The organism is Limimaricola soesokkakensis (assembly GCF_900172345.1).
GTDB lineage: Bacteria > Pseudomonadota > Alphaproteobacteria > Rhodobacterales > Rhodobacteraceae > Limimaricola > Limimaricola soesokkakensis.
The window spans coordinates 13977-28902 of the sequence record NZ_FWFY01000011.1 but is presented as its reverse complement, the minus strand read 5'-3'; the positions used below and the strand labels follow the sequence as shown (position 1 = coordinate 28902).

General features: G+C 66.5%; 15 protein-coding genes. 10 read left to right on the top strand and 5 right to left on the bottom strand.

Annotation, left to right across the window (positions count from 1 at the left end; translation table 11 throughout):
• Positions 1-10 precede the first annotated feature (10 nt).
• Positions 11-1636 (top strand): alpha-amylase family glycosyl hydrolase, encoded by a 1626-nt coding sequence (locus tag LOS8367_RS15310; protein WP_085897502.1) that lies wholly within the window; start codon positions 11-13, stop codon positions 1634-1636.
• Positions 1637-1658: 22 nt separating this feature from the next.
• Positions 1659-2753 carry an ABC transporter ATP-binding protein gene (locus LOS8367_RS15305; protein ID WP_085897417.1) on the top strand — a complete coding sequence of 365 codons (1095 nt, stop codon included), beginning with the start codon at positions 1659-1661 and terminating at the stop codon, positions 2751-2753.
• 16 nt (positions 2754-2769) lie between these two features.
• Here LOS8367_RS15305 and LOS8367_RS15300 read toward each other — a convergent pair whose 3' ends face one another.
• Entirely contained in the window at positions 2770-3879 is a 1110-nt protein-coding gene (locus LOS8367_RS15300) for a Ppx/GppA phosphatase family protein (RefSeq protein ID WP_085897416.1), read from the bottom strand.
• Between the two features lie 248 nt (positions 3880-4127).
• On the opposite strand from LOS8367_RS15300, the gene LOS8367_RS15295 reads away from it, so the two are divergent.
• The 4 genes from LOS8367_RS15295 (at position 4128) to LOS8367_RS15280 (ending at position 7326) form a co-directional block, all read left to right on the top strand.
• Entirely contained in the window at positions 4128-4424 is a 297-nt protein-coding gene (locus LOS8367_RS15295) for a virulence factor (RefSeq protein WP_085897415.1), read from the top strand.
• A gap of 23 nt (positions 4425-4447) precedes the next feature.
• Positions 4448-5356 (top strand): methylenetetrahydrofolate reductase, encoded by a 909-nt coding sequence (locus tag LOS8367_RS15290; protein ID WP_165761495.1) that lies wholly within the window; start codon positions 4448-4450, stop codon positions 5354-5356.
• Positions 5357-5394: 38 nt separating this feature from the next.
• Positions 5395-6450 carry a methyltetrahydrofolate cobalamin methyltransferase gene (locus LOS8367_RS15285; RefSeq protein ID WP_085897413.1) on the top strand — a complete coding sequence of 352 codons (1056 nt, stop codon included), beginning with the start codon at positions 5395-5397 and terminating at the stop codon, positions 6448-6450.
• 123 nt (positions 6451-6573) lie between these two features.
• On the top strand, positions 6574-7326 hold the full coding sequence (locus tag LOS8367_RS15280; RefSeq protein ID WP_085897412.1) for an RlmE family RNA methyltransferase: 753 nt from the start codon (positions 6574-6576) through the stop codon (positions 7324-7326).
• Here LOS8367_RS15280 and LOS8367_RS15275 read toward each other — a convergent pair.
• A complete protein-coding gene (locus LOS8367_RS15275; RefSeq protein WP_085897411.1) occupies positions 7323-8246 on the bottom strand; it encodes a dihydrodipicolinate synthase family protein in 924 nt (307 codons plus the stop codon). The two genes, LOS8367_RS15280 and LOS8367_RS15275, sit on opposite strands and share 4 nt — an antisense overlap.
• Entirely contained in the window at positions 8243-8950 is a 708-nt protein-coding gene (locus LOS8367_RS15270) for a ribonuclease activity regulator RraA (protein ID WP_085897410.1), read from the bottom strand. The genes LOS8367_RS15275 and LOS8367_RS15270 overlap by 4 nt, the downstream gene beginning before the upstream one ends.
• 263 nt (positions 8951-9213) lie before the next feature.
• Here LOS8367_RS15270 and LOS8367_RS15265 point away from each other — a divergent pair, with 263 nt between their 5' ends.
• Positions 9214-10143 carry a DUF808 domain-containing protein gene (locus tag LOS8367_RS15265; RefSeq protein ID WP_085897409.1) on the top strand — a complete coding sequence of 310 codons (930 nt, stop codon included), beginning with the start codon at positions 9214-9216 and terminating at the stop codon, positions 10141-10143.
• Positions 10144-10530: 387 nt separating this feature from the next.
• Here the strand turns inward: LOS8367_RS15265 and LOS8367_RS15260 are convergent, their stop codons facing one another.
• Positions 10531-11025, bottom strand: coding sequence for a YciE/YciF ferroxidase family protein (locus tag LOS8367_RS15260; protein WP_085897408.1), 495 nt, complete (start codon positions 11023-11025; stop codon positions 10531-10533).
• A 168-nt stretch (positions 11026-11193) separates the two neighbouring features.
• Between LOS8367_RS15260 and LOS8367_RS15255 the strand changes: the two genes are divergently transcribed.
• The gene (locus LOS8367_RS15255; RefSeq protein WP_085897407.1) at positions 11194-11871 is read left to right on the top strand and encodes an NADH dehydrogenase ubiquinone Fe-S protein 4; all 678 of its coding nucleotides are present in this window, start codon (positions 11194-11196) and stop codon (positions 11869-11871) included.
• Here the strand turns inward: LOS8367_RS15255 and ftsH are convergent, their stop codons facing one another.
• Positions 11872-13707, bottom strand: a complete 1836-nt coding sequence (ftsH, locus tag LOS8367_RS15250) for an ATP-dependent zinc metalloprotease FtsH (RefSeq protein WP_085897406.1) — start codon at positions 13705-13707, stop codon at positions 11872-11874.
• Positions 13708-14058: 351 nt separating this feature from the next.
• Here ftsH and LOS8367_RS15245 point away from each other — a divergent pair, with 351 nt between their 5' ends.
• Both LOS8367_RS15245 and LOS8367_RS15240 read left to right on the top strand, forming a co-directional pair.
• Entirely contained in the window at positions 14059-14499 is a 441-nt protein-coding gene (locus tag LOS8367_RS15245) for an Hsp20/alpha crystallin family protein (RefSeq protein ID WP_085897405.1), read from the top strand.
• A gap of 24 nt (positions 14500-14523) precedes the next feature.
• Positions 14524-14919 carry an Hsp20/alpha crystallin family protein gene (locus LOS8367_RS15240; RefSeq protein ID WP_085897404.1) on the top strand — a complete coding sequence of 132 codons (396 nt, stop codon included), beginning with the start codon at positions 14524-14526 and terminating at the stop codon, positions 14917-14919.
• The last annotated feature ends 7 nt before the right edge of the window (positions 14920-14926 follow it).

Genomic DNA, 14926 nt, shown 5'->3' with positions numbered 1-14926 from the left:
CGTCTCCCGCATGCCGAAGGATCCCAACTGGTGGCGCGGCGCGGTGATCTACCAGATCTATCCGCGCAGCTACCAGGATACGGACGGGGACGGGATCGGCGATCTGCGCGGCATTGTGAAGCGCCTGCCGCACATCGCCTCGCTGGGGGTGGACGCGATCTGGATCTCGCCCTTCTTCACCTCGCCGATGAAGGATTTCGGCTACGACGTCTCGGACTACTGCGACGTCGATCCGATGTTCGGCACGCTGGCCGATTTCGATGCGGTGGTCGAGACGGCGCATTCCTTGGGCATCCGGGTGATGATCGACCTGGTTCTGTCGCACACCGCCGAAGCGCATCCTTGGTTCGTCGAAAGCCGCTCGAGCCGCGACAACCCGAAATCCGACTGGTATGTCTGGGCCGATGCCAAGCCCGACGGCACGCCCCCCAACAACTGGCTGTCGATTTTCGGCGGCTCGGCCTGGCAGTGGGACGGGCGGCGGATGCAGTATTACCTGCACAACTTCCTGACCAGCCAGCCGGACCTGAACTTCCACAACGCGGACGTCCAAGAGGCGCTGCTCGACGTGGAGCGGTTCTGGCTCAAGCGCGGGGTCGATGGCTTCCGCCTCGACACGATCAACTTCTACTTCGCCGACGCGCAACTGCGCGACAACCCGGCGTTGCCGCCCGAGCGGCGCAACGACTCCATCGCGCCGGGCGTGAACCCCTACAATTGGCAGGAGCATCTCTACTCCAAGAACCAGCCCGAGAATCTCGACTTCCTGAAGCGTTTCCGCGCCGAGCTGGAGCCTTACGGCGCCGCTGCCGTGGGCGAGGTGGGCGACGCGCAGCGCGGTCTTGAGATCATGGCCGAATACACCTCGGGCGGCGACAAGGTACAGATGTGCTACCCGTTCGAGATGCTGCAGCCGCCGCGTCTCACCGCCGCCGCGGCCGCTGACACCTTTTACCGGCTGAGCCACGCTGCCCCCGACGCTTGGCCGTGCTGGTCCTATTCCAACCACGACGTGGAACGGCATCCCACACGCTGGAAGCTTTCGGCGGAGGCGACCCGCGTCTACACCACCATGCTGATGTGCTTCCGCGGCTCGGTCTGTCTCTATCAGGGCGAGGAACTCGGCCTGCCCGAGGCCGAGGTCGCTTTCGAGGACCTGCAGGATCCCTATGGCATCGAGTTCTGGCCCGAATACAAGGGCCGCGACGGCTGCCGTACCCCGATCGCCTGGGATGGCAGCGCGCCCAATGGGGGCTTTTCCGAGGGCAAGCCCTGGCTGCCGGTGTCGCCCAAGCATCTGCCGCGCGCCGTGGCGGAGCAGGAGGCCGATCCGGAGGCGATACTGCATCATTATCGTCGCGCCATCGCGCTGCGCCACGACCACCCGGTGCTGGCCACGGGGGAGCATGACGGCGTGCATTCGCGCGGCGACGTCGTGCATTTCGTGCGTTTCGACGCGAACGAGACGATTTTCTGCGCTTTCAATCTCGGGGAGGAGCCCGCAGAGGTGCCGCTTCCCGAAGGCGCATGGGCCCCGATCGGCACCGATCTGGGCACCGTGACAAAGGCCGAGAACGGGCTGGTCCATCTCGGCCCATGGCAATGCTGTCTGGCGCTCCGGCGACCGGCGGACTGAGGACGGAGCAGGGAGGAACCCCATGGCGGAACTGAAGCTGAAGGACGTGGCCAAGACCTATGGCGGGTCGGTCGAGGTCCTGAAGAACATCGATCTCGAGATCGGCAAGGGCGAGCTCGTGGTCTTTGTCGGGCCCTCGGGCTGCGGCAAGTCCACACTGCTCAGGATGATCGCCGGGCTCGAGGAAATCTCCAGCGGCACGCTGGAGATCGATGGTCAGGTCGTCAACGACGTGCCGCCCGCGCAGCGCGGCATCGCCATGGTGTTTCAGTCCTACGCGCTCTACCCGCACATGACGGTGCGCGACAACATGGCCTTCGCGCTGAAGCTGGCCAAGAAATCGAAGGAGGAGATCGAGGCCGCGATCTCCAACGCCGCCCGTATCCTGCAGCTGGAACCCTATCTCGACCGCTTGCCCAAGGCGCTTTCGGGCGGGCAGCGGCAGCGGGTCGCAATCGGCCGCTCGATCGTGCGCGATCCCAAGGTCTATCTCTTCGACGAGCCGCTCTCGAACCTCGACGCGGCGCTGCGCGTCGCCACCCGGATCGAGATCGCCCAACTCAAGGAGTCGATGCCTGACAGCACCATGATCTATGTCACCCACGATCAGGTCGAGGCGATGACGCTCGCGACCCGGATCGTCGTCCTGGCGAACAAAGGCATCGCGCAGGTCGGCACGCCGCTCGAACTCTACGAGCGGCCCGAGAACGAGTTCGTGGCGCAGTTCATCGGCTCCCCGGCAATGAACCTGCTGCCGGGCAAGATCACCGGAACCGGCGCGCAGACCACCGTGCAGCTCGACGGCGGCGGGGTGGCGGTGTCGAACGCGCCCTCGACCGAGGCCGACATGGGCGCCACGGTCAATGTCGGTGTGCGGCCCGAGGACATGACCGAGGTCGAGGCCGGGGGCGATTACCTTTTCGAGGGCAAGGTCGACTTCACCGAATCGCTCGGCGAAGTGACGATCCTCTACTTCCAGAAGGTGAACGGCGCCGACCCGGTGATCGCCAAGCTGCCCGGTATCCATGGCGACCTGCGCGGCCGCCACGTGCACATGACTGTCGCGCCCGAAAAGGTGCAGGTTTTCCGCGACGGCCGGTCGCTCTACTACCGCTGAGAGATCGGGGGCGGGCTCAGTAGGGCCCGTCCTCCAGCACGCCATCGGCGCTCATCTGCGCGTAGAGCAGCCCCTCGCGCAGGCCCCGATCCGCGACCGAGAGCCGGTCGGTCGGCCATAGCCGCATCAGCGCCTGCAGGATCGCCGAGCCCGACATGATCAGCGCCTGCCTATCGCGGCCGATGCGCGGGTCGTCGCGTCGCCCCTCGGGCCCGAGCGCGAGGTAGTCGCGGATCACCGCGTCGATCTGGTCCGAGGTCATGCGCAGCCCGTCGACCTTGTTGCGGTCGTAGCGCCTCAGACCGAGATGGCTCGCTGCGACGGTGGTGACGGTGCCCGAGGTGCCGATGATCTGAAACCCCTCGCGTGCCTGCTCCGAGGCCGAAGGCGCGAAGCCCGCGAGATTCTCCTCGAAAAACCAGCTCATCAGTGCGAAGCGCGCGGCGTCGTCCTCGACGTCGTGGAACTGGTCGCGCAGCGTCGCCACGCCCAAAGGTACCGAGATCCAGTCCACCACCTTGGCGGCGGCGAAGGGGCCGGGATCCTGCTGGAAGCCGGAATGCAGCCGCATGATCGCGCGCGGCCGCTCCCGTCTAGGTACGTTCGTCAGGTCGATCCACACCAACTCGGTCGAGCCGCCGCCGATATCAACGACGAGCAGCTGCTCGGTCTTGGTAGAAACCAGCGGCGCGCAGGAGATCACCGCGAGCCGCGCCTCCTCCTCGGGGCGGATCACGTCGAGCCGGAGCCCGGTGTCGCGTTGTACCTGCGCTAGGAAGGCGCGGCCGTTCTTGGCCCGTCGACAGGCCTCTGTCGCGACGAGCCGCATCCGCGTCACGCCGTGCTTCTGCAGCTTCTGGCGACAGATTCGGATCGCGCCGATGGTACGATTCATCGAGGCACGCGAAAGCCGGCCCGTCTGCTCGAGCCCGTGGCCCAGTTGGACCGTCTTCGAGAAGCTGTCGACCACGTGGAACTGGCTGCCCTTGGGTTGGGCAATCAGCATCCGACAGCTGTTGGTACCGAGATCAAGCGCGGCATAGAGTGTCGCCTGATCCGGGCCTGGCGCGGGGGATCTCACCGCTTTCGGGAACGCGCCCGCACCGTCGGGACGCATGGGCGCCATGAATACGCCCTCCAATATCGAGTTGTCTCAAGGGTAGGGCTTGGACGGGGACGGCGCAAGCACCGCGAGAGGGCGGGTCGTAACGTGACTCATCACGATCTTGGGGTTTTTGACGATTCGCCCCTCTGGCCGTGCCGCTCCGAGCTTGCGACAAGAGGCGGCGTCGCAGCACGCGGCCAAGGTGTCGAAATCCGACCCCGGCAGGGCGGTATGGCACGCTATCAGCGAAGGCGAGGAAAGGACCCCGAATGCCAGAGATCACGCTCGTATTATGGCGCGACATGCCGGCTCAGGTGATCGTCGGCCGTGGCCGCCGCGGCACCAAGATCCAGCTGTCCGAGCGGTTCGAACAGGCGATCGACCGCGCTGCGATGAAATCGGGCGCGGCGGGGACCGACGACTACCTCGCCGAATGGCGCAAGGCGCCATGGGGCGAGATCGAGGGCGAGGCCGAGGACGCCGCCCGCGCGGCGGTGGAGCGGATCGAGGCCGAGTACGACAAGGCGCGCCTCAAGGCGCTTATCGACAATAACGGGCGCGAATGACGCGTGCCCTCAAGGAGGTGCTGATGTCCCTGTTGACCTTCCGCCGCGCGAAACCCGCGCTCCAGACGGGCGGTGATTTCATCGCCCGCGCCTCGATCGAGGTGATGCCGCGGACCGCGGCCAAGGTCGACAGCTTCAAGGCGCTCCTGCCCGCCGGCACCCGCGTCTACATCGCCCATATCGACGGCACGCCGATCGAGGAGATGGTGGCGACGGCGGCGCGCATCGCGGGCGAAGGTTTCACCGTTATGCCGCATTTCCCGGCGCGCAGCATCGAAAGCCGGGCGCAGCTCTCCGACTGGATCGCCCGCTATCAGGGCGAGGCCGGCGTCACCGAGGCGCTGGTGCTCGCGGGCGGCATCGCCAGCCCGCGCGGAGCCTTCCATTCCTCGATGCAGCTTCTGGAGACGGGCGAATTCGACCGCGCCGGCTTTACCCGTTTGCACGTGGCCGGCCACCCGGAGGGCAACCGCGACATCGATCCCGATGGCGGTGACGCGGTGGTGCGCGACGCGCTGCGCTGGAAGCAGGACTTCGCGAACCGCAGCAATGCGCGGATGGCGCTGGTCACCCAGTTCGTCTTCGACGCCGAACCGGTGGTTGGTTGGGCCCGCACCATCCGCGAGGCGGGGATCGACCTGCCGGTGCATGTCGGGCTCGCCGGACCGGCGAAGTTGCAGACGCTGATCAAATACGCCATGGCCTGCGGGGTCGGACCCTCGCTCAAGGTCTTGCAGAAACGCGCGATGGACGTCAGCAAGCTGCTCGTGCCCTATGCGCCCGACGAGATCGCGGTCGAGCTGGAGCGCGCCCGCCTGGCCGAGCCGGAACTCGGGCTGGAGCAGGCGCATCTCTTCCCGCTGGGCGGCATCGCGGCGAGTGCGGAATGGCTGGCGGCCCGGCAGCCGGCGCAGGCCAGCGTCGCACGTTGAGAATTCAGGGGCCCCATGCCCGATGACAAGGATGAAGAATGACCCGTACGATCGTTGAATCGAAAACGAAAACCGCGATCATCGGCTTCGACCAGCCGTTCTGCGTGATCGGCGAAAGGATCAATCCGACGGGGCGCAAGAAGCTTGCGGCCGAGCTCGAGGCGGGCGATTTCTCGACCGTCGAGAAGGATGCCATCGCGCAGGTCGCCTGCGGCGCCACCATGCTCGATGTCAATGCGGGGGTGGTCTACAACTCCAACCCCAACCCCAACGAAACCGAGCCGCCGCTCATGACGAAGATGATCGAGCTGGTGCAAGGCCTCGTCGACGTGCCGCTGTGCATCGACAGCTCGGTTCCGGCGGCGCTCGAGGCCGGCCTCGCGGCGGCGCAGGGGCGGCCCTTGTTGAACTCGGTCACCGGCGAAGAGGATCGGCTCGAACTCGTGTTGCCGCTGGTCAAGAAATACAACGTGCCGGTTGTGGCGATCTCGAACGACGACACCGGCATTTCCGAGGACCCCGACGTGCGGTTCGCGGTGGCCAAGAAGATCGTCGAGCGCGCCGCCGATTTCGGCATCCCCGCACACGACATCGTGGTCGATCCACTGGTGATGCCGATCGGCGCCATGGCGACCGCCGGTCTGCAGGTGTTCGCGCTGGTTCGCCGCCTGCGCGACGAGTTGGGCGTCAACACGACCTGTGGCGCCTCGAACATCTCCTTCGGCCTGCCGAACCGGCATGGCATTAACAACGCTTTCCTGCCGATGGCGATGGCCTCGGGCATGACGAGCGCGATCATGAATCCCTGCGCGCTGCCGACGCCGCTTTCGAAGATCGCCGAGAAGAAGGCCGAGCTAGAGGCCGCGGGCATCGTGGTCCCCGAGGAGATGGACGACGAGACCTTCTGTCGGCTCATGGGCATCGGCAGCCGAGAGGCGCAGCCGGGTGGCGAGATGAGCGCGATCCGCGCCGCGAACTTCCTGACCAACAACGACCCGTCGGGGGCGGAATGGATCCGCTTCAACCGGCCGCCGGGCGTGCCGGGCGAGGGGCGTGGCGGTCGCGATGGCGGGCGTCGCCGCCGCCGCGCCTGAGCTTCGGGGGCGGGAGCGTGGTATCCCATGACCTTGCCGCGTTTTGCGCATTGTTGACGGGGCGGGGCTTGCCCCGTCACCCATGCTTGGCATAGTCGGGGCCTCTGATCAGGAGTGCCCCGCATGGCCAAGACACCCAAGAAGCCCGGCGCGGGCACCGGCAACACCTCCGGGCGCGGACAGCGCGACCTGACCGTTAAGGTCAAGACCGCGCGTGGCCGCAAGATGAGCTCCAAGCTCTGGCTGGAACGCCAGCTCAACGACCCCTATGTCAAGCGCGCCAAGGCCGAGGGCTATCGCGGTCGTGCCGCCTACAAGATCATCGAACTCGACGACAAGTTCCGCTTTCTCGTGCCCGGCGCGCGGGTGGTCGATCTTGGCTGTGCCCCCGGCGGCTGGTGCCAGGTGGCGGTGGCGCGGGTGAACTCCCTCGGCGCAAAATCGGGTAAATCGGTGGGTTCGGTGCTGGGCATCGACCTGCAGGAGGTCGAGCCGATTGCCGGGGCCGAGATCCACCAGCTCGACTTCATGGAGGATGACGCCGACCTCAAGGTCAAGGAATGGCTGGGCGGCGGTGCCGACGTGGTGATGTCCGACATGGCCGCCGCGGCCTCGGGCCACAAGCAGACCGACCACCTTCGGATCATCGCGCTTTGCGAGGCGGCGGCCCATTTCGCCTTCGACGTGCTGAGCCCGGGCGGCACCTTCGTCGCCAAGGTGCTGGCGGGCGGCGCCGAAGGCAGCCTGCAGCAGCTGCTCAAGCAGAAGTTCGAGAAGGTGCAGAACGTGAAGCCGCCGGCTTCGCGATCCGACAGCTCGGAAAAATTCGTCGTCGCGACCGGCTACAAGGGCCGCGACGACGATAGCGCCACCTAGAGCCCGCAGCCCGGATCGCGGGCCGCCAGGCGCTCCAGCAGATAGTCGATCTCGGCGCAGGCGGCCTCGCTGCAAGGCGCGTCCGGCGCGCGCAGATCGGCATGCGCGATGAAGCCGCGCCTCGCCAGGATGCGCTTGCGCACCGCGAGGCCGACGCCCGGCTGGTGCTCGTACCGCAGAAGCGGCAGATGGGCGTCGAAGATGTCCTGCGCGGCGTCTCGGTCGCGGGGCGCGAGATCCACCACCCGGCGCAGCATCTCGGGGAAGGCGTAACCGGTCATCGCGCCATCCGCACCGCGGCCCATCTCCAGATCCAGGAACAGTGCGCCATTGCCGCACAGGATCGACAGGTCGCGCATGTCGCCCTGCTTCTGCCAGCGCCGGATCGTCGAAATCTTTTCGAGCCCGGGCCAGTCCTCGTGTTTGAGCATCACGCAGGAGGGGTTCTCCTCGACCACGCGGCGGATCACATTCGTCGACATCACCACGCCCGTCGCGGTGGGATGGTCCTGCAGCACGAAGGGCACGTCCGTCCCGATCTGCGCCACGGCTTGGGCAAACCATCCCGCGATCTGGTCGTCGGTCCGCATCGCCGCGGGCGGCGTCATCATGACGCCTGCAGCCCCCATCTCCATGGCGGCGTTCGACAGCCGCTTCATTGCGGCAAAACCCGGCGCCGAGACGCCGACCACGACTGGCAGGCTGCCAGCATGCGCGACCACCTCGCGCACGACGGCAAGGCTCTCCTCCGGCTCCAGCTTCTGCGCCTCGCCCATGATACCGAGGATCGTCAGCCCGTCGACGCCATAGCCCGCGTAGCGTTCGGTCATCCGGCCAAGCGAGGCGACATCCAGCGCGCCGCCGGGCATAAAAGGGGTGGGGGCGATGGCGAAGACGCCGCGCGTCTCGGCGGAGATCATCGCTGACCCTCTTTCCAGGCGGCGTAACGGGCGCGGGTCGCCTCGTTCATCGGGTAGAGGCCGGGCAGCTTCTCGCCGCGCTCGACCTCCTCGACGATCCAGCCCTCCATGCGCTCCTGTTCGATCGCCTCGGCCGTCACCTCCTCGACCATGGCGGCGGGGATCACCACCGCGCCGTCGGCATCGGCGACGATCACGTCGCCCGGCACCACGCAGACGCCGCCGCAGCCCACCGTCTCCTGCCAGCCGGTGAAGGTCAGCCCGGCGACGGAGGGCGGCGCTGCGGCGCCGCGCGCCCAGATGGGCAGGCCGGTCTGCATCACGCCCGCGCGGTCGCGGATCACCCCGTCGGTGATCAGCCCGGCGGCGCCGCGCTTGACCATCCGCGCACAGAGGATGTCACCGAATACCCCGGCATCTGTGATGCCCATGGCGTCGATCACTGCGATCGCGCCTTCGGGCATCTCCTCGATCGCGGCGCGGGTCGAGATCGGGCTACCCCACGAGGCCGGGGTGGCCAGATCCTCGCGCGCCGGCACGAAGCGGAAGGTAAAGGCGGGACCGACAACGCGGTCCTCGCCCTCGCGCATCGGCATGGCGCCGCGAATCCAGACATTGCGCAGGCCCTTCTTGAGAAGGATCGTGGTCAGCGTGGCGGTGGTCACCTCGCGCAGGGCAGCGGTGGTTTCGGCAGTCAGTGTCATCTGCGTCCTCGATGGATGTCACGGGGCTCGCACGCCTTGTGCGCCAGCCCACCTCGGCGCGCAGAGTGGTGTGGATCGGCGTCGCTGCCAAGACGGCAATGCATTCCGCGCATCGGCTCGGGCAGGGGGTGGAGTTAGGCAGGCGACCCGACGATCCCGCTGCAAGCGAAAAATTCCCGGTACGCGTCGACCCAAACGCCGCATCGGCCGTTGAACCGGGTTAGTCTCGATCAGAATCGCAGTTTCACATCAATGGCAGGCCCATGAGTTCCGGATTGTTCGCCCTTCTCGACGACGTCGCCCTGATCGCCAGAGCCGCGGCGGCGTCGCTCGACGATGTCGCTGCCGCCACGCTCAAGGCCGGCTCCAAATCCGCCGGTGTGGTGATCGACGATGCGGCCGTCACTCCGAAATACGTGCTGGGCTTCGCGGCCGATCGCGAGTTGCCGATCATCCGCAAGATCGGCATCGGTTCGCTGCGCAACAAGCTTCTGGTGCTTTTGCCTGCCGCGCTGGCGCTGAGCTTCCTCGCGCCATGGGCGATCACGCCGTTGTTGATGCTGGGCGGTTTCTACCTCGCCTATGAGGGCGCCGAGAAGATCGCCGAAGTGCTTCTGGGCCATGGTCACGGGACGGCCGAAAAGGTGCCGCTCGACGAAGCGACCACGGTCAAGGGCGCGATCCGCACCGATTTCATCCTCTCGGCCGAGATCATGGCACTGACGCTCTCGACCGTGGCCGATCAGCCATTCGTGACGCAGGCCCTGGTTCTGGGCCTGGTCGGTATCTTCATCACCTTCATCGTCTATGGCGCCGTCGCGATCATCGTGAAGGCCGACGACCTCGGCGTAGCCTTGGCGGCTCGGGGGCCGGACGGTCTGCTGCCGGCCTTCGGCCGGATGCTGGTCAAGGGCATGCCCTACGTGCTGAAGCTGCTTTCCGTCGTCGGTACCGCCGCGATGCTCTGGGTCAGCGGCGGCATTCTGATCCACGGCCTCGAGACCTATCACATCTCGCAGCCCGAGCATCTCATCGAGATCGCCACCCATTTCGTCGCCGCGCATGTGCCGATCCTGCCCGCGGCTCTCGGCTGGCTGACCGGTGCGACGATGATGGGGATCGTGGGCCTCGCGGTCGGGGGCGTGATCGTCGCGGTGATGAGCGCCTTCACATCGAAAGCACCGGCGCATTGACGCAGCCTCGCCTTGCGGCCGGTCATGCCGATCCCGGGGCACCCCGTCAGCGATGCGACAGCGAGTCCGGGGCCGCTAAGGGAAAACTCCTGCTCGACCAAGATTGATCTGCGGTTGAAGTCCGATTGCCTTCATCAAGGCGGGTGTGGTCGATCTTGAGGCTGGATCGGCCACGACATCCCCGATCGGGAGACCCAAACCGCGACCTCGATATCGCGCCGACCGGTTCATAGCACCTGCTATCGGTTCCAGCTTGCGGTCTGCGAAGCGACCGAATCTCCGAGCCGTTGCTGATGGCCACAGCGACATGCACATCTCATGGGAAGCGCTCTCGCAGTTTCCTGCGAGAGCGCGGAGGTGGCCTCTTACCACCGATCGCTATCAGGCCTAGGCGGTCGCCTTTCGCGGCCTCGCGGCGTTGACCTCGCCTACGGCAAGCGCGGTCAGCTTGGCGTTCGTCGCCTTCTCCTGATCGAGGATCTGCGTCAGCAGGTCATGGGCTTCGTCCTTACCGAGCTGCCGCGCCCATTCCCGGAGCGTGCCGTAACGGGCGATCTCATAGTGCTCGACCGCCTGGGCCGCGCCGATCAGCATCGCATCGAGGGCCGCGCCTTCGGCTTCGTCTATGATGCTCTCGGTCTCCTTGATCAGCCCTTCGATGGCATCGCACTTCTCGCCTTCGGCCTTCTTGCCGATCGCCTCGAAGACCCGATCGAGCAGCTTGATCTGCTCCTTGGTCTCGGCCAGATGCGTCTTCAGGGCCTCCTGTAGATGGGCGGCACCCGCGGCCTTGGCCATTTTCGGTAGCGCCTTGGTGAGTGCGTTTTCGGCGTAGTAGATGTCTTGCAGCGTATGTTCGAATGCGTCGTTCAGGGTCTTCATGATGAACCTCGTCACCTGCGGGCACCACGCCCGCGATGCCAAGAAACGAGTGGACGCGCCCCCTCGTTCCCTGCTCCCGGGAGGGGAGGCGGCAGTTGGCGCATTCATGGATGAACGAGCCCCGCGAGCTGGTGGATCGTCGACTGTGCAGCCGCGGCAGACCCGCTGATGCCTCGCCGGCAAAGGTGGAGAGTTCAACCCTTGATTATAGGGCAACCGAGGTCTTCGCGACCCTCGGACCGAGCCCTACATATCTGCCGAACGATCCCTTTGAACATGGGGGGAAACATGGAAAGGACATCCCGTCTCTTACCGCTCGCTCAGATGTCGCTAGGACGCCCTGCGATCGCGGGTGCAGCGGATCGCGGCGAAACCGGAGCTGTCGCGCTTTGCGAAGCGCCTGCCGTCATTCTCTACCGGCCATCCCGCATGCCGACCCAATCCGGGCCGGCACCGCGTCACTGGGTTCTTCGCATCGATCCGCGGCACCCGCACGAGCGGGAGCCGCGGATGGGCTGGGTCAGCGATACCGATCCTGACCGGCAAATCGAGTTGCGGTTTCCAAGCCGCGAAGCCGGGCTTCTTTATTGCAGGCAGCGCGGCTGGCAGCCGATCGTGTTGCCGGCGCAGGAGCGTGAGCCGGTCTTGAAGAGCAACGCAGAGCGCTTCGTCAGCGAGCGGAAGCCGAGATCCGGACCCGGCCACGAGGCTCGAACCGATGATGCTCGAGCCGGGATCGAGCCGCTTGACGAGGCGCTTATCGGAAGCTTCCCGGCCAGCGATCCGCCGCCGCTCTGGGCGGACCGGATCGGCCCGCCTTTGCATCCCGGCGACGCAGCCGCCTGATCAGGCGGTCTCGCGCATCGGTTCCGGCTCCCGCCGCAGCTCATCGCGGTAGCGGGCCAGTTCCTGATCCGTTAGGGTCTCACTCTCCAGAAGTTCGTCGGCGGAGCGCTCGAGCAGCCGGCGATTGGCCCCGAGCAGCATCAGCACCCGGTCGTGGACACGAGCGATGATGTCGCGCACCGCGGCATCGATCCGCTCGGCGGTTTCGGGGCCATAGCGCGCCTCCGTCGCGCCGGGGCGCTGGCCGAGAAATTCGCGCTGCGGGGCCTCGTAGCTGACGAAACCCAGATCATCTACCATGCCGTAGCGGGTCGCCATGGCGCGGGCGATGTCGGTCGCGCGGGCCAGATCGTCCGCCGCGCCGGTGGAGAGATGATCGAAGACCAGGAGCTCCGCGGCCCGACCGCCGAGCAGCACGGCGATCTTGTTCTCCAACTCCTCGCGGGTCATCAGGAAGCGATCCTCGGTGGGCCGCTGGATCGTGTAGCCGAGCGCGCCGATACCGCGCGGGATGATCGAGACCTTGTGCACCTCGTCCACCCCCGGCAATGCCATCGCCGTCAGCGCATGGCCCATCTCGTGATAGGCGACGATCTCGCGCTCGCGCGGATTCAGGAGCCGGTTGCGCTTTTCCAGCCCCGCCACGATCCGTTCGATTGCGTTGGTGAAGTCCTCCATCGCCACCCGGCCGGCACGCCTGCGGGTGGCCAGCAGCGCCGCCTCGTTGACGAGGTTGGCGAGGTCCGCGCCCGAAAAGCCGGTGGTGAGGCCCGCCAGCTGACCGATCTCGACATCAGCGCCGACGCGGATCTTCCTCATGTGGACCTTCAGGATCGCCTCGCGACCCGGCCGGTCGGGGCGATCGACCAGCACCTGCCGGTCGAAGCGGCCTGCACGAAGCAGGGCCGGGTCGAGGATCTCGGGGCGGTTGGTCGCCGCAAGCAGCACCAGCCCGCTCGAGGGGTCGAAACCGTCGAGCTCGGTCAGGAGCTGGTTCAACGTCTGCTCGCGCTCATCATGGCCGCCGACCCCCGGCATGCTGCCGCGGGCGCGGCCCAAGGCGTCGAGCTCGTCGACGAAGATGATCGCCGGGGCCTTGGCACGAGCCTGTTCGAACAGGTCGCGTACCCGGGCGGCTCCGACGCCCACGAACATCTCCACGAACTCCGAGCCCGAGATCGAGAAGAACGGCACCCCGGCCTCGCCCGCCACGGCCCGCGCCAGCATCGTCTTGCCGGTGCCCGGCGGACCTACCAGCAACACACCCTTGGGCATCCGTGCCCCGAGCGCACCGTAGCTCACGGGGTCCTTCAGGAACTCGACGATCTCCTGCAACTCGGCCTTCGCCTCGTCGACCCCGGCGACGTCCTCGAACCGGGTCTTGGTATCCGTCTCGACATAGACCTTGGCCCGGCTCTTGCCGATCGACATCATGCCGCCGAAGCCCTGTTTCTCGGCAAACTTGCGGATCACCAGAACCCACAGCCCGACGAAGACCGCAGCCGGCACTACCCATGACAGGATCGTGCCGAGCCACGTGTTCTCGACCGCGCCGGTAAAGGTCACGCCGCTGTCGTGCAGTCGCTCTGCAAGGCCGGGCTCGACCCGCGTCGTCACGAATTCGGTCTTGCCGTTCTGCGGGACGGTGAAGCTGCCGGTGATCCTGTCGGAGCCGATCACCACTTGGTCGACGAGCCCGTTATCGACCAGCTGCTCGAAGCGGCTATAGGGGATCGGCTCGATCCGCTGCGCACCGACCCACAGGTCGTGCAGCAGCACGACCCCGAAGAGGGCCAGCACGAAATACCACAGATTGATCTTGTTCTTCTGGTCCATCTTATCCTCCTTCCCCGACCAGATCCTGCGTTCGGTCGGCATGTGGGCGATGCCCCGCCGATTTTCCAGATCCGGGCTTGACAGCAGAATTCGCGATTCCCACATGCGCCTCGGGGATGCCGGAGGCGGGTCCCCGGGTAGTGGACAGACGGAGGTTCGGCGCATCGCGGCCTTCCCGTCGGCTGCCGATCCGGCGGCGGTGCCATGAGGCGCGCCGGCCGACAGCAGTGCTCCGCCCTGCAACCTGCCTTTCCGGGACATCCTCGCATCGATCGATCGTGCGCCGCCGCTGCGCGTGTCGCCGCGGCCCCGCGATCCGACGGATGGACGCCACAGGAAAGGAGGAAACCAATGCTACAGACATCCTTCGCGCCCTACGGCATGCCGGACCCCTTTGCCGACATGCGGCGGATGCAGCGCGACATGAACCGCATGTTCGAGGGTTTCGGCACGACGCCGCGCGACGGCCAGCCCGCGATCAACTTCTGGGCCGGGCAGGACAGCATCGTGCTGACCGCCGAGCTTCCGGGCCTGTCGCAGGACGATATCGAACTCACCGTGAAGGACGGCATCGTCACGCTGTCGGGCCACTATCCCGAGCCGCAGACCGGCGAGGACGCGACATGGCATCGCCGCGAGCGCCCGCAGGGGCGTTTCTCCCGCAGCATCGAACTTCCGTTCCGCATCGCCCCCGACCGGGTCGAGGCCCGGTTCGCGAACGGTGTGCTGACGGTGGAGATGCAGCGCCCGGAAGAGGACAAACCCAAGCGCATTGAGATCAAGTCGTCCTGAGATCGCAGGAGAAAGGAGGAGAACATGGCACAGGAAGTTGCGCGTCAGGAAGGACGCGAAATGACCGAGACCGGCAAGGACCGCATGGCGATGAGCTTCACCCCCGCGGTCGACATATTCGAGACGAATGGCACCACCGTGATCATGGCCGACATGCCGGGCGTCGCGCCCGAGGATGTCGACGTGACGCTGGAGCGGCAGGTGCTGACGCTTCAGGGCAAGGTGCGGCCGCATGCCCCCGAGGGCTACCGGCGGCTGTCGACCGAATACCGCGAGGGTGACTACATCCGGGTCTTCACCCTGTCTGACGAGGTCGACCAGTCGAAGATCAAGGCCGATTTCAAGCACGGCGTGCTGCGGCTCGAATTGCCACGCGCGCCCGAGGCCAAGCCGAAGAAGATCAAGGTCAGGGCGAATTGACGTCCTG

Coding starts and splice junctions, on each gene's coding strand:
- LOS8367_RS15265 (WP_085897409.1), top strand. CDS start 9,214: ATGAGTTCCGGATTGTTCGCCCTTCTCGACGACGTCGCCCTGATCGCC.
- LOS8367_RS15255 (WP_085897407.1), top strand. CDS start 11,194: ATGCCTCGCCGGCAAAGGTGGAGAGTTCAACCCTTGATTATAGGGCAA.
- ftsH (WP_085897406.1), bottom strand. CDS start 13,707: ATGGACCAGAAGAACAAGATCAATCTGTGGTATTTCGTGCTGGCCCTC.
- LOS8367_RS15240 (WP_085897404.1), top strand. CDS start 14,524: ATGGCACAGGAAGTTGCGCGTCAGGAAGGACGCGAAATGACCGAGACC.
- LOS8367_RS15310 (WP_085897502.1), top strand. CDS start 11: ATGCCGAAGGATCCCAACTGGTGGCGCGGCGCGGTGATCTACCAGATC.
- LOS8367_RS15275 (WP_085897411.1), bottom strand. CDS start 8,246: ATGATCTCCGCCGAGACGCGCGGCGTCTTCGCCATCGCCCCCACCCCT.
- LOS8367_RS15295 (WP_085897415.1), top strand. CDS start 4,128: ATGCCAGAGATCACGCTCGTATTATGGCGCGACATGCCGGCTCAGGTG.
- LOS8367_RS15300 (WP_085897416.1), bottom strand. CDS start 3,879: ATGGCGCCCATGCGTCCCGACGGTGCGGGCGCGTTCCCGAAAGCGGTG.
- LOS8367_RS15280 (WP_085897412.1), top strand. CDS start 6,574: ATGGCCAAGACACCCAAGAAGCCCGGCGCGGGCACCGGCAACACCTCC.
- LOS8367_RS15305 (WP_085897417.1), top strand. CDS start 1,659: ATGGCGGAACTGAAGCTGAAGGACGTGGCCAAGACCTATGGCGGGTCG.
- LOS8367_RS15270 (WP_085897410.1), bottom strand. CDS start 8,950: ATGACACTGACTGCCGAAACCACCGCTGCCCTGCGCGAGGTGACCACC.
- LOS8367_RS15245 (WP_085897405.1), top strand. CDS start 14,059: ATGCTACAGACATCCTTCGCGCCCTACGGCATGCCGGACCCCTTTGCC.
- LOS8367_RS15285 (WP_085897413.1), top strand. CDS start 5,395: ATGACCCGTACGATCGTTGAATCGAAAACGAAAACCGCGATCATCGGC.
- LOS8367_RS15290 (WP_165761495.1), top strand. CDS start 4,448: ATGTCCCTGTTGACCTTCCGCCGCGCGAAACCCGCGCTCCAGACGGGC.
- LOS8367_RS15260 (WP_085897408.1), bottom strand. CDS start 11,025: ATGAAGACCCTGAACGACGCATTCGAACATACGCTGCAAGACATCTAC.